Below are 12,711 nucleotides of genomic sequence, written 5' to 3' on the forward strand. Positions count from 1 at the left end.
ATTGCGGTACCGCCGCCAAACGCTATAATCGCGCGACATTCCGACTGCATCGAGCAGGCCGACGGTGCCGCAGCGTGCGACGCACCGTATGCCCTCCGCGACGACAACAATGACGAACCGAATCCATCGACGCCTTCGCCCGTTCGTGCGCGCCGCCGCGCGCGTGCTCGCGTGCGTCCCGCTGCTCGGCGCGCCGCCCGCGCTGCATGCGGCCGGCACCGCAGGCACCACCGGCACCGAGGCGGCCTCCGGGCGCTACATCGTCGTCGACACCGGCCATACGCCCGCGCACCCCGGCTCCACCGGTGCGAGCGGCCGCGTCGAATACCTGTACAACCTCGACCTGTCCGGCGCGGTCGCCGACAGGCTCGCCGCGCACGGCGACCGCGTGCTGCGCACGTCGGCCGACGGCCGCGAGATCAAGCTCGATCAACGCTCGACGCAGGCGCCGGATGCGAACCTGTTCGTGTCGATCCATCACGACTCGATGCAGCAGCAGTTCATCGACGCGGGCCGGCAGCGCGAATTCCGCGGCTTCTCGGTGTTCGTGTCGGAACGCAATCCGCGCTACGCGGAAAGCCTGCGTTGCGCGAAGGCGATCGCCGAACGCCTGGTCGCGGCCGGCGAACGGCCGTCGCTGTATCACGCGCAGCCGATCCGCGGCGAAAACCGCCCGCTGATCGACCCGTCACTCGGCATCCACCGCTTCGACGATCTCGTCGTGCTGCGCACCGCGCCGATTCCGGCCGTGCTCGTCGAAGCCGGCGTGATCGTCAATCCGGACGAAGAGGCACGGCTCGCGCGGCGCGAGACGATCCAGCGCCTGTCCGCCGCGATCGCGGGCGGGATCGACGCGTGCACGACGCCGCAATAAACGATGAACGCCCATCGGGCCCAACGGTTTTCACCCAGTCAGGAGCATCACGATGAAAAAGAAGACGCTGTTCGCATCCTGCGCGCTGCTCGCGCTCGCCGTTCCGTTCGCCGCACAGGCGGCTGGCTGCGGGAAGCCGCGCAGCGCGTTCGACCAGGTGTACTGCACCAGCACGCAGTTCTCGCAATCCGATCGCGATCTCAACGACGAGTACGGTCGCCTGCGCAAGCAACTGAGCGGCGACCAGCAGGCCGCGCTGAAGGCCGGCCAGCTCGCGTGGCTGAAGCAGCGCGATGCACAGTGCAGCGAAACGCGCAACAACAGCTACCTCGTGGATATCCAGTGCGCGAACGACATGACGCAGTCGCGGCTGTCGTTCCTGCGCGAGCGCGAGCGCGAATGCTCGAGCACGGGGTGCGTGACGTCGAAGCTCGGCGAGTAAGCTCGTCGGACGCGGTGTGCCGCCATGCAGGTCGCGGCACGCCGCCTTTGGAAGACACGACGATGCGGCATGAATTCTCCGAAGTCCTCAACGACCTGATCGACTGTTTCCTCGTCGGCGATCTTCTGCTGCTGAAGCGCTACAAGGAAACACATCGGCTGCCGGACGACGTCGCGTTCGCGTTCACGACCGGCGACAGCGGCGACAACGCCGTGCTCGAAGGCGTCGTCATTCCGCTGGCCGGTATCGAGAACCATCCGTATACGGTCATCTTCACGCTGGACGACGACACGCCCGAACTGCTGAAGGCGGGAAGCCGTCTGCAGCATCGGCGCGGCGGATACGTGCTACGCGTCGAACACCGTTCGGTGATGCTTTACACGTGGCGCATTCTCGAACGCTTCAACGACGAATCGGTGAACGCGCTGCTGGCGCGTTATCGCGAACCGGGCCGGCCCGTGATCGACCTCGACAACGGCTGGTACGACGTCGAAGTCCTCGGTGGCGAAGTGCCGCGCAACGGCTGGTTCGAACCCGCGTTCGAGTTCGTGCTGAAGAAAACCGACACGCCGAGCGACGCGTCACACGTGGATCTCGGCTACAGTTTCGCCATCGACAGCAGCCTGGATCCGGCGGAATGAATTCCGTGCAGGGCAACGCTGCGCACGGCACACGATCAGGCGAGGTACGCATGGCACCGAACACGACGACGATCGACATCCGCGCCGCCACCGCCGCCGATGCGCCCGCCATTGCCGGCATCCACGTCGCATCCTGGCAAGCGACCTACACGGACATCATGCCGGCTCCGTTCCTCGCCGGCCTGTCGATCGAAAAGCGCACGGCCGGGTGGCGTTATGCACTCGACGCAGGACGGCCGTGCGTCGCGCTTGCGCTCTCGGGAAACGCGTTGACGGGCTGGATCGCCTACGGTCCGACCCGCGACACCGACAAGGATCGCGCGTGGGGCGAAATCGAAGCGATCTATCTGCATCCGTCGCATTGCGGGCAAGGCATCGGCGCGGCGCTGGTCGATCATGCGTGCCGGTCGCTGCATGATGCCGGCCATGCCTGGGTGTCGCTGTGGGTACTGATCAAGAACCGCCGGGCCAGGGCATTCTACGAACGCGAAGGCTTCGTCGCCGAAGACGACATCAAGACGTTCGAGATCGACGGGACGCCGATCGAGGAGGTGCGCTACTGGCGCGCGCTTCCCTGACCGGCTCCAGCGGCCGGCACGGCCGTCAAAGAAACCACCGATACTCCCGCGCGCCGATTTCATTGCGAAAATCCAGCTCTTCCTGCCGCTTGTTTTCGCAATACACCATCACGAACTCGCTGCCGAGCCCTTCGCGTACGGCCGGATGATCCTGCATCGCGGCGACGGCCGACAGCATCTCCTTCGGGAAATCGATCCCGCTGCCGCGATCCTCGTTGAGCGGCGCGATCGGATCGATCCGCGCGTCGAGCCCGTGTTCCATCCCTGACAGGATCGCCGCGAGCACCAGATACGGATTCGCATCCGCGCTCGCGAGCCGGTGTTCGATCCGCAGGTTGCGGGCATCCGACTCCGGAATCCGGATGCATGCATCGCGATCCTCGAAGCCCCAGCTTGCGCGGCTCGCCGCATTCACCATCGACCCGTAGCGCCGGAACGCGTTGTGATTCGGCGCGAACACGGGCATGCAGTGCGGCAGCAGCGCGAGGCAGCCGGCCACCGCATGCCGCAACGGCCGCTGCCCGTCCGCCGCGAGCAGGTTGCGCCCCGCGTCGTCGTACAGGCTCACGTGCACGTGCATCCCGCTGCCCGGCGCATGCAGGTACGGCTTGCCCATGAAGCTCGCGCGATAGCCGTGCTGCAACGCGACGCCGCGCGTGCTGCGGCAGAACAGCGCCGACCAGTCGGCCGCGCGCAGCGCGTCGTCGGTGTGGCCGAAATTGATCTCGAACTGGCCGGGCCCGAGCTCGGCGGTGATCACCGTCGCGTCGACACCCTGCTCGCGCGCGGCATCGACCATCTCGTGCAGCACGTCGGAAAAGCGCGACAGGCGCTCGATATGCATGTTCGGCTGATCGTCGCGGTCGTCGCTCAACCGGTCGCGCGGATACTGCGGCATCCCTTCCGCGAGCTGCGCGGCGAACAGGTAGAATTCGAGCTCGAACGCGACGACAGGCCGGATGCCCCGCGCCGCGAACCGCCGCAGCACGCGCGCAAGCACCTCGCGCGGCTCGAACTCGATCGGCGCATCGGTGCCGTCGGAACTGATCAGCATCTGCGCGAGCGGCTGCCGCTCCCAGCGCACCGGCTTCAGCGTGCCGGGAATCAAGCGGCGCGGCGCGTCGGGATCGCCGTCGTTGAAGCAGTAGTCGCCGATCTTGTAGAGGCCGCCCTGCGTGCCGAGCAGCACGCAGTTCTGCGGCAGCTTCAGCAGCGAACCGGCCGCGACCTTTTCGAGCGCATCGATCGGGTAACGCTTGCCGTAGAAGTGTCCCGGCAAATCGAGGCAGATCAGGTCGACATAACGGATCTCGGGGTGCGCCTGCCGGAACGCGCGGACTTCATCGACCAGCGCGGGAACGACGTCAGCCATGTCTCATCCTTTCCATGTCCTGGTATGGCGGCGCCGCAACGCGGCGAACCGGATTCGCGCGGCACGCGTGATCCTGCACGCCGCATTTCAATCAGTACTACAAACAGGCTGCGTAGCGCGGCGGCCTGTGACACCGCGTGCCCCGCCGACCACTCAGGTGAATACCCAGATCACGCGCGTCGGCACGTCGGTCAGGTTGGCGTAACGGAAGCGCTTGTGCGCGGGCAACTGGAATGCGTCGTTCGGGCCGAGCGTGACCGGCGTGTCGTCGCCGTCGATCCAGATCGTCAGTTCTCCTTCGAGCACGAAACCGCCCTGCTCGTCGCTGTCGTCGACCGGCCGCTCGCCGCTGCTCGCGCCCGGCGCGAGATGACTCTCGAGGATCGAGAAGCGCGAGCGCATGTTCGGCGACACGAGAATATCGGTGATGCCGGCCGCGTAATACACGGTGCGCCTTTCGTCGGGCCGCGTGACCCACGGCACGCTGCGCGGCTTGCTCAGACTGTAGAAGTACGTGGTCGGCACGCCGAGCGCCTCGCCGATCGCGGTGAGATCCGCGACCGTCGGGCGCGACAGCCCGCGCTCGACCTGCGACAGAAAGCCGACCGAGCGGCCGATCCGTTCAGCCAGATCGTTGAGCGTGACCTTGCGGTGCTTGCGCAGGTCGCGGATCAGGATCGCCAGACTTTCTATCTCTTCCTGTTCGTTCATGACGGGTTCCGGTGGGTCAGACGGCATCGCGCAAACGGTACCAGGCCTTGCCGATCGCTTCCAGCGGTGCGGCGAGCCGGTCGCCGCCGGGAAAACGCGGGTTGCGGATGCGCTGGTACTGCGCGAGCAGGCGTTCGTCGCCGAGCACGGCGTCGGCCACCGCGCGCGCGCCGGCCAGCGTCGGCAGCACGCCGTGCCCCGAGAAGCCCTGCAGCCAGAAACGCTGCCCGTGTCGGCCGATGTCAGGCGTGCGGCGCATGCTGATGTCGATATGGCCGCCCCATGCGTAGTCGAGCGGCACGCCGGCCAGTTGCGGGAACACGCGTTCGAGGTGCGGCCGCGTCGCCGCCGCGATATCGGCCGGAATTCCGCCGAGATACGTGCAGCCGCCGCCGAACAGCAACCGGTTGTCGGGGCTCAGGCGGAAGTAGTCGGGCACGAACTGGTTGTCGATCACGCAACTGTTCTGCGGCAGCAGCGCACGCGCGACGTCGGGCGCAAGCGGCGCGGTCGCGACCTGGTACGTGCCGACCGGCAGCAGCCGGCGCGCAAGCTCGCGATCGAGGCGGTCGACGTAGGCGTTGCATGCCAGCACGAGTACGTCGGCACGCACTTCGCCGCGTAACGTGCGCGCGACGTGGCCGCCGGCCGTCTCGCGGCAGTCGAGCACGCGGCTCTGCTCGAAGATACGGCCGCCCGCGCGCTCGATCGTCTGTGCGAGGCCGAGCGCGAGCTTCAGCGGATTCAGGTGGCCGGCCTCGGGATCGTGGAGCGCGGCGAGATAACGCTTGCCGCCGATCCATTCGGGCAGCTCGTCACGGCCGATCACCCGCAACCGGTCGTAGCCCCAGCGCTCGGCCGCCTCGTCGCGCGCCTGCGCAAGCATCGCGGCGCGACGCGGCCGTACGGCCGCCCACAGGCTGCCCGGCCGGTAGTCGATGTCGAAACCGTGCCGCGCCGGCAGTTCGCGCACCTCGGCCGCCGCCCAGCGCATGCTGTCCCACAGCCGGCGCGCGCCGTCGCGGCCGAGCGAATCCTCGAGCGGCTGCATGTCGCACGACCAGCCGAGCAGCGCCTGCCCGCCGTTGCGCCCCGACGCCGCCCACGCGACGCGGCTCGCTTCGAGCACGACCACGCGCTTGCCGGCCAGCGCCAGGCGCAACGCCGTATGCAGCCCGCTGAAGCCCGCGCCGACGACGAGCACGTCGGCATCGATGCGTTCGTCCAGTGCGGGACGATGCGGGATCGACGCCGGGTAGGTGCCGGCGTAGTAGCTTGCGACGTGACGGTCGGACTGCACGAACATGCGCGCTCCCGTGAAAATTACGCCGAGAAATTTCATGAAAAATTAGCACGGCAATTTCACGGAAGCAAGCGGGCGGAAACCCGGTCGGATGAACCGGCATGGCTGTCGAGATGCATCCAACTTGAATTTTTTTTCGTTCGAATCGGAACTTGCAAGGACCCACGCCGGCTGCGAATGCCCGCGAATGTTCCTCAATAAAACAATAGCTTGAAGAGGTCGCCACACGCCCTCGGCGCTACAGCGTGATCGACCACCGACCGATGCACCGGCTGCTGCGCGCTGAAGTCGCGTATGGGCGACTGTTGACTGCATCAAGCCGGCGTTTCCTTACTCCGCCGCCCGCTCGTGCAATGCAGCGGTACACCCCTGACCAGGAGTGCACGCGTACAGAACTCGGAATTCCCTATGGCTACCACAGACTTTTCGGCGCCATGTTAATTATGTCAAATTAATCTGACACGCCGACCTTTCATTTGATGCCAGGTTGACGATCACGCATCCGGCACTTTGTCGCGTTTATAAGACAAAGACACCGTGTCAGGGGCCTTCTTAGGCCGCTCAGGTTGCGAACACCGGCGTGTTCGCTCCAAAGCACCCACTCGACTGAAATCGGTTTCAACGAGAATTTAATTTCGATGACCGCGCTTTTTATTATCTCTAAATTTAATATTTAGCTTCTGTCGCGCGGAATAATCTCACCTATACCACCAATAAAAAATTCACAATGAATTCATTCGTGAAAATATTCTAAAAATACCTTCACTTTGCTTCGCATGAGAAATGCAGAATTCGAACTCCACGCAGGTGATTCCGAGCGTCAAATGCGGAATGCATCCGCAATCTTTCGTTAATATAACTGAAATTCTTGGCAATCGCAAGATCCCACATAGTGCGATGGGGATTGATGTAATCCGCCTGTACAGGCGAATCGCGGCGGGGACACGTGAAATAATCGACCGACAAAAAAACCATGAATGATTCCAACCTGAACAGGCGGGCCGCGTTACGCAATTTAATTGAGTCGAAATGCATATTTCGCGCACCAAAATACAAGCTTGTATCGTCAAGCGGAAAGTCCCTTAAATGGCTGATCGATTTGCGACCACTCCTTCTTTCTTCGGAAGGACTCGATACGCTTGCGGATTTATTCTGGAATCGCTATGCGGATCAACTGCCGTTTCAGGTCGGCGGCATGGAAATGGCCGCCGTCCCGCTCGTGGCTGCGATTCTTATGGCCGGCGCACGCAAAGGGCACCATCTCGGCGGCTTCATCATTCACAAAGAGCGTAAGCGTTATGGCCGGATGAACGCGATCGAAGGCGAGGTTTCGGATGCACCTATTCTGCTCGTGGATGATATTTTCAACAGCGGCGCGAGCATTGAACAATCACGCGTTGTATTAGCGGAAATTGATCGCCCCATCTGGAAAGTGTGGAGCGTGATCGACTACCAGTCCAATACGGGTGAGGACTGGCAAAAGCGACATGGCGTTACAGTAGAGTCCGCATACGTTCTAGGTGATTTCGGCCTGAAACTGTCGGTTCCGACGAGCCATTCGACGCAGCTTTCGTTCCTCGTGCGCTGGCTCAGCAAAGCGACCTCCGCGAATCACCACTATGTCGTACCGAAATCCGCACCGCGCGCGCAAGGCGGCTTGATCTATTTCGGAACCGACAGCGGCGAAATGCGCTGCATCGATGGCGCAAGCGGCGAAACGCGCTGGAGTTTCAAGATCGAGGCGGCGCGCTCAAAAGGGATTTGGTCTACGCCGTACGTGACGCCCGGACGCGTTTTCTTCGGCGGCTACGACGGTAACCTGTACGCGTTGTGTGCCCAAAGCGGCCGGGAAATCTGGCGATACGTCGAACCCGATTGGATTGGCTCTTCACCGGCCTACGCATCAGACCTGAATCTGGTCTTTATCGGCGTTGAATACGCCAGTCCAACGCGAGGCGGCGGCATAGCCGCGATCGACGCTGAAACCGGTCACAAGGTCTGGGAATGCCCGGTCCGTTGCTACGTCCACGGCTCCCCGCTCTATGCCGCTGATGATTCGCTTGTGCTCTGCGGCACGAACGACGGTGCCCTGCTGGCGCTCGACGCACGTACCGGCGCACTCCGTTGGCAATTTCAGACGAACGGCGCGGTCAAGCATGCGCCCGCACTCGATCCCGATCGCCGGCAAGTCGTATTCGGATCGTTCGACGGCGGCATTCGCGGCGTAAGCCTCGATAGCGGCGAACTGAAGTTCTGCATCCAGACCGGCAACGCCGTCTACACAACACCGCTGATCGACGGCGCTCGCGCCTACTGCGGCTCTACGGACAAGTACCTGTATGTGATCGATTTGGCGACCGGCGAAGGCATCGCGAAGATCGGCGCGCACTCCAAGATTTTTTCGTCTCCTGCCCGCATCGGCCCATGGATTTGGTTCGGAAGCACGAACGGGCGCGTACGTGCAATCGATCCTCAAACGTTTGCGCTCGCCGGTGTGTTTCAGCTTCCTGATGCCGTGACAACCGCCGTCGAATATGACGCGGTTAATCAGATGCTCACGGTTGCGACGACGGCCAATCGCCTGTACGGCGTGTCCGTGACGCCGCCAGTCGTGCGCGAACCAGCACAAGACGGGCAGTCGACGGTCGACGTGACCGCATTACAGCTTGCGCGGCGTGCTGTCGATGCAATTGCGAATCGCACCGCTCTGCCTGATCCGCTAGGATACAAATTGACCGGCGCTCTCCCGCAAGGTGGTGTCTTCGTGAGCCTGCGAAATCGCGCGACTTTGCAGCGCATCGGGCGCGGCGGTCAATGGACGTTCGACTCAAGCGACCTATCACCGGAATTGTCGGTCATCGTGGCGGTGACGAAGGCGTGCGCGAACCTGGCCGTCGATTCGCTTCGCGATACCGCCATTGGCGTAAGTCTGTTCGGACCGCTTGAGCAAGTCGCAGTCGATCAGTTGGATCACGAGAAATTCGGAATACTCGTGCGCGCAACGGCAGGCGGCAAGCTCGGCGGTGGGCTGCCGAACTCCCCTGAATACTGCAACGAACACGGCCAGTATCTGCACGCGCTGCGCAACGCCAAACTGACGCCCAGCGAAGGGCACACGCTTTACCGTCATACCGTTAAACGACAGACCGATGACATGTCGTGGCCGGCCTATGGCGTTCCGCTTCCATACGACGCGACGACACTGACGCGCTTCGTGTCGTGGTTGCTCGATCCGCGAAAGCAGGATGAGCTGGAAGATTCGCTCTCGGGCGTGGTAGATCGACTTTCCGCTCTGGCCGTCACTCGGTACATGGATGCAGCGTTCACAACGCAGCTTGTGCCGGCACCCAAGATAGCGAACTTGCGTGATCTGCAACAGTCCCTGCCGGACCAAGGTGCCGGTGCATCGCACATGTTCCTGTCACTGATATTCAGAGGCCGTCCTGTTGATCGCTCGCGCTGTCGCGGTCACTTCCGCATGGATCGGGATGCACTGATATGCCGAAATGGCAATCAGACGCAAGCTTTCTTGCCTGTATCGACATTGCATCGATGGACGGACGAAGAGTCGTTCATCGCGGCGCTGCCGGATATTCCGGCCTCAACCTGGGAAGTCGCTCCTTGCCTGACGTGGGCGATAGCAGACGACGCAAATCCCCTTCCAGTGCGCGGCGCATTCATCGAGCAGGCGCACACGCAACCGCCGTCGCAAGTGCTGCAACGCTCGGAATCCTGACGCACAACCTTTTCGCGTCAGCTGTTTCGACAACCGATTGTGAATCAATGGCTGCGCGGGTGCCATTGTGGATGTAGACGTCAAACCCGCATACTTCAGGAGTGAATCACATGCAAACGATTGACGATCTGGATTTGCTGCGCTACGTGGCTGGTGGTGATGGTGATGGCGGCGGTGACGGCGATGGTGATGGTGGCGGATACGGCGATGGCGATGGCGACGGGGATGGTGACGGCGACGGTGATTCCGCAGCCGATTCGGCAGTAGGCAGCGACGCGACGTCGTTGGCCGACGCAGGCTTCAACTCCGATGCCAACGATTCCATCGGGCAGGCTGAAAACAACGGTCAACTCGCGGAAGCCACGAAGGGCTTGCAGGACGAATCAATGTCCACGTGGGGCGGTGCGGCCGTTGCCGGATATGACGCCGCGCAACAGGGTCTGTCGTTAGGTCAGGCTGAAACTGCCAACCTCGGCTCCTTCCAATCTTCTCCGATCGGTTTCGCCGCAGGATACGCGGTTGGCGCTGCCGCTCACGGGCTCGGTATCGGCGGCGGCGGTCACAACCACTAAGCAACGCTCTGGTGTACAGGCTATGAACCAAGCCTGATCGATGAATGACGGCGCGCTACTGGTCCCGCGACTGGACGCCTTATCTTCATCGGTATAGCACCACACAGCGCACCGAAAATTGCGTCGCCAAAAGCAAGCAACCGTTGTTTCACTCGATCATAATTCCATGAAAAATGAAGACAATATAGCGCGTGCGTTTATTGATCTTGCCAAGCTTGGCCGAACTGATTGGCGAGCAACAGCATCGACGATCCTTCTTAGCGCGATCGTCAGTATCATCGGCACGCTTGGAGTCCTGATGTTTTCAGGATGGACGCTGTATTTCAAGAATTTTGATGCCGCTCGGGCAGCTATCTCGCTGTACACCAATACAGCCAGCACCACGGGCATCATAGGCTTCTGGCTTGCATGCAAGATCGTCTTGCGACGCCCGTACCTCTCCCTGATTTCCGTCGACCTGCGTTTCCGACTTCGGCGTTGCCTGTTCGGCGCGGTCCTTTATCTTCCTGCCTTCGTGATAGCAGCCTTAGTCATGTCCATCTATACGTCGATTCGAATTGGCGCATGGACGCTTCCGTTCGGGCATCTTCAACCGCTGCAGGACATTCTAAGTTTTGGTCGGATTCTAGGGATGCTTGGCGCGTGGCTCGGCATTCTCGTTCTCGCGTTCGCCGAGGAATTGTTTTTCCGTGGGTGGTTGACGCAAACGCTCGGGCAATATGTGCGTTCCCCGCTCATCGTCGTCGCAATCGTTGCCGCCCTCTTCGCGATCTACCACACACATTACGACTGGCCCATCAAAACGACACTGTTCTTTTGCTCGCTTGGGTTTTCTGCATTGAGTTTACGCGATCAACGACTGGAACTGTCGATCGGGGCGCATACGATGATGAACATCTGCGCAATGATGCTGCCGATCCTGTTCTCCCACGCGCAGCAACATGCGCAAATTTCAACGTCCGGATTCGTAAACAATCCAGTCCTGATAGCTGACGCGGTTGTCTTTGCCATGCTCAAAGGTGTCCTGCCTTTCGCTTTGATGTACTGGTTTTTGAAGAAGACGAACGGCTGGTTTGTATCTAAAGAAGCCGCAAGCGCCATCGATGCTCAGAGCGTGTGATCATCCGCTGACAACAAGATAAGCATGAGCGAGATATCGACCGTCCCCAACGCAGAGCAGCCGGAAGAGAAACAGCCACGGCAAAGTAACCGTGCATTGCTATTCCGCCCCGCTGCGCTCGAATTTCGTCAGCATCAATGGCTCGGTGAGGTTGTGCTGACGGGTTCGGCACGCAGCCTCACGACCAGCATCGTGTTCTTCGCAATCGCGACCGCCGTCGTGTTGTTCATGATCTTCGGCGAGTACACGCGAAAGGAGGAAGTACAAGGCCGGGTCATGATCGACAACGGCGCGGCGGAGATATTCGCGCCAACGGTCGGCACGGTTATCCGCGTGCTCGTCAACGAAGGAGACGTGGTTAATGTCGGCCGACCTTTGGTCGTCGTGTCAACAGAGCGCACTATCGCTGGCGGCAACTCGCGGCAGCAGATCGGTGTTGAACTGAATGCGCGGCGTTCCAGCCTGGAAGGCGACTCGCGGCATATACAAAGCATCGTCGAACAGAACATTGCGATGCTCAAGGCGAAGGCCATCGAACTGAGCGCGGGTATTCGGCATCTGGAGACGGAAATCACGACCCTTGAGGCGCGATCAAAGCTGGCAGAAATCGACAGTGCGCGGTTCGAACAATTGCGGCGTGACGATGTGGTGTCCCAATCCGAATTCGAGCAGCATGAGCAAAGCATGCTGATGAGTCAGGCGCAACTCGAAGACCTGCGAAAGCAACGTACGGCCTCTCAAGTGGAACTCGCGCAGGTTAAGGCTGATCTTCGAAATGCACCGCTTGATGAACAAAACCAACTGGACTCGATCCGTCGGCAAATGCTACAGGTGGACGGCGAAATCGCCGACAACGAATCCAACCGAGAAATCACGATACCGGCGCAAATCGCAGGCACCGTAACGGCTCTGCTCACTCGTCCCGGCCAGTCGGTCAACGGATCAACACCTTTGATGTCGCTACTGCCGCAAGGCGGGAGCCTCGACGTGAAACTGTTTGCGCCGAGCAAGGCAGTCGGTTTCGTCAAGATCGGCGCGCCCGTCGAATTGCGATACGAAGCGTTCCCGTATCAGAAATTTGGGGCCTACGCGGGCAAGGTCACGCAGATCGCTCGCACCGCCTTGAGCCCGTCGCAATTGCAGACCGCAACCGAAACGGGCGATGCCGACAGGTCCGAGAACCTGTATCAGATTACGGTTGCGCTCGATTCACAGACCATCAACGCCTACGGCGAGTCGATTCCCTTGCAGGACGGGATGCGCGTCGACGCAGACGTAGTGCTCGATACGCGCAAGCTGTACGAATGGGTGCTGGAACCGCTGTACACGCTAACCCGCCGCTCACCCTGACCGCAGTTCACG

The 12,711-nt window shown here is 61.6% G+C and carries 11 protein-coding genes; 8 read left to right on the forward strand and 3 right to left on the reverse strand.

What is annotated here, in order from left to right:
* Window positions 1-109: 109 nt before the first annotated feature.
* The 4 genes from AC1VVG_RS30120 to AC1VVG_RS30135 all read left to right on the forward strand — a co-directional run bounded on the left by AC1VVG_RS30120 (window position 110) and on the right by AC1VVG_RS30135 (window position 2,535).
* Window positions 110-874, forward strand: coding sequence for an N-acetylmuramoyl-L-alanine amidase family protein (locus tag AC1VVG_RS30120; protein ID WP_059556810.1), 765 nt, complete (start codon window positions 110-112; stop codon window positions 872-874).
* Between the two features lie 52 nt (window positions 875-926).
* A complete protein-coding gene (locus AC1VVG_RS30125; RefSeq protein ID WP_034189366.1) occupies window positions 927-1,316 on the forward strand; it encodes a lysozyme inhibitor LprI family protein in 390 nt (129 codons plus the stop codon).
* Between the two features lie 62 nt (window positions 1,317-1,378).
* Window positions 1,379-1,957: a hypothetical protein gene (locus AC1VVG_RS30130; protein WP_034189517.1), complete on the forward strand. Its 579-nt coding sequence runs from the start codon at window positions 1,379-1,381 to the stop codon at window positions 1,955-1,957.
* Window positions 1,958-2,007: 50 nt separating this feature from the next.
* Window positions 2,008-2,535 (forward strand): GNAT family N-acetyltransferase, encoded by a 528-nt coding sequence (locus AC1VVG_RS30135; protein WP_049029693.1) that lies wholly within the window; start codon window positions 2,008-2,010, stop codon window positions 2,533-2,535.
* 25 nt (window positions 2,536-2,560) lie between these two features.
* On the opposite strand, the gene AC1VVG_RS30140 is transcribed toward AC1VVG_RS30135, so the two are convergent.
* From AC1VVG_RS30140 to AC1VVG_RS30150, 3 genes are all read right to left on the reverse strand, one after another.
* Window positions 2,561-3,907, reverse strand: a complete 1,347-nt coding sequence (locus tag AC1VVG_RS30140) for a glutamine synthetase family protein (protein ID WP_034189365.1) — start codon at window positions 3,905-3,907, stop codon at window positions 2,561-2,563.
* A gap of 153 nt (window positions 3,908-4,060) precedes the next feature.
* The gene (locus AC1VVG_RS30145) at window positions 4,061-4,618 is read right to left on the reverse strand and encodes a helix-turn-helix domain-containing protein (RefSeq protein ID WP_034189364.1); all 558 of its coding nucleotides are present in this window, start codon (window positions 4,616-4,618) and stop codon (window positions 4,061-4,063) included.
* A 16-nt stretch (window positions 4,619-4,634) separates the two neighbouring features.
* Window positions 4,635-5,924, reverse strand: a complete 1,290-nt coding sequence (locus AC1VVG_RS30150; RefSeq protein WP_482837140.1) for an NAD(P)/FAD-dependent oxidoreductase — start codon at window positions 5,922-5,924, stop codon at window positions 4,635-4,637.
* 970 nt (window positions 5,925-6,894) lie between these two features.
* Between AC1VVG_RS30150 and AC1VVG_RS30155 the strand changes: the two genes are divergently transcribed.
* The 4 genes from AC1VVG_RS30155 (at window position 6,895) to AC1VVG_RS30170 (ending at window position 12,699) form a co-directional block, all read left to right on the forward strand.
* On the forward strand, window positions 6,895-9,657 hold the full coding sequence (locus AC1VVG_RS30155; RefSeq protein WP_482837142.1) for an outer membrane protein assembly factor BamB family protein: 2,763 nt from the start codon (window positions 6,895-6,897) through the stop codon (window positions 9,655-9,657).
* A gap of 110 nt (window positions 9,658-9,767) precedes the next feature.
* The gene (locus AC1VVG_RS30160; protein WP_185732745.1) at window positions 9,768-10,229 is read left to right on the forward strand and encodes a hypothetical protein; all 462 of its coding nucleotides are present in this window, start codon (window positions 9,768-9,770) and stop codon (window positions 10,227-10,229) included.
* Between the two features lie 166 nt (window positions 10,230-10,395).
* A complete protein-coding gene (locus AC1VVG_RS30165) occupies window positions 10,396-11,349 on the forward strand; it encodes a CPBP family intramembrane glutamic endopeptidase (RefSeq protein WP_482837143.1) in 954 nt (317 codons plus the stop codon).
* A gap of 24 nt (window positions 11,350-11,373) precedes the next feature.
* Window positions 11,374-12,699: an HlyD family secretion protein gene (locus AC1VVG_RS30170; RefSeq protein WP_124670260.1), complete on the forward strand. Its 1,326-nt coding sequence runs from the start codon at window positions 11,374-11,376 to the stop codon at window positions 12,697-12,699.
* Window positions 12,700-12,711 lie beyond the last annotated feature (12 nt).

The sequence above is a fragment of the Burkholderia sp. L-4 genome (genome assembly GCF_056856535.1).

Bases quoted from the DNA above. Each gene is read 5' to 3' on its own strand.
- AC1VVG_RS30120 (WP_059556810.1), top strand. From the start codon at position 110: ATGACGAACCGAATCCATCGACGCCTTCGCCCGTTCGTGCGCGCCGCC.
- AC1VVG_RS30125 (WP_034189366.1), top strand. From the start codon at position 927: ATGAAAAAGAAGACGCTGTTCGCATCCTGCGCGCTGCTCGCGCTCGCC.
- AC1VVG_RS30130 (WP_034189517.1), top strand. From the start codon at position 1,379: ATGCGGCATGAATTCTCCGAAGTCCTCAACGACCTGATCGACTGTTTC.
- AC1VVG_RS30135 (WP_049029693.1), top strand. From the start codon at position 2,008: ATGGCACCGAACACGACGACGATCGACATCCGCGCCGCCACCGCCGCC.
- AC1VVG_RS30140 (WP_034189365.1), bottom strand. From the start codon at position 3,907: ATGGCTGACGTCGTTCCCGCGCTGGTCGATGAAGTCCGCGCGTTCCGG.
- AC1VVG_RS30145 (WP_034189364.1), bottom strand. From the start codon at position 4,618: ATGAACGAACAGGAAGAGATAGAAAGTCTGGCGATCCTGATCCGCGAC.
- AC1VVG_RS30150 (WP_482837140.1), bottom strand. From the start codon at position 5,924: ATGTTCGTGCAGTCCGACCGTCACGTCGCAAGCTACTACGCCGGCACC.
- AC1VVG_RS30155 (WP_482837142.1), top strand. From the start codon at position 6,895: ATGAATGATTCCAACCTGAACAGGCGGGCCGCGTTACGCAATTTAATT.
- AC1VVG_RS30160 (WP_185732745.1), top strand. From the start codon at position 9,768: ATGCAAACGATTGACGATCTGGATTTGCTGCGCTACGTGGCTGGTGGT.
- AC1VVG_RS30165 (WP_482837143.1), top strand. From the start codon at position 10,396: ATGAAAAATGAAGACAATATAGCGCGTGCGTTTATTGATCTTGCCAAG.
- AC1VVG_RS30170 (WP_124670260.1), top strand. From the start codon at position 11,374: ATGAGCGAGATATCGACCGTCCCCAACGCAGAGCAGCCGGAAGAGAAA.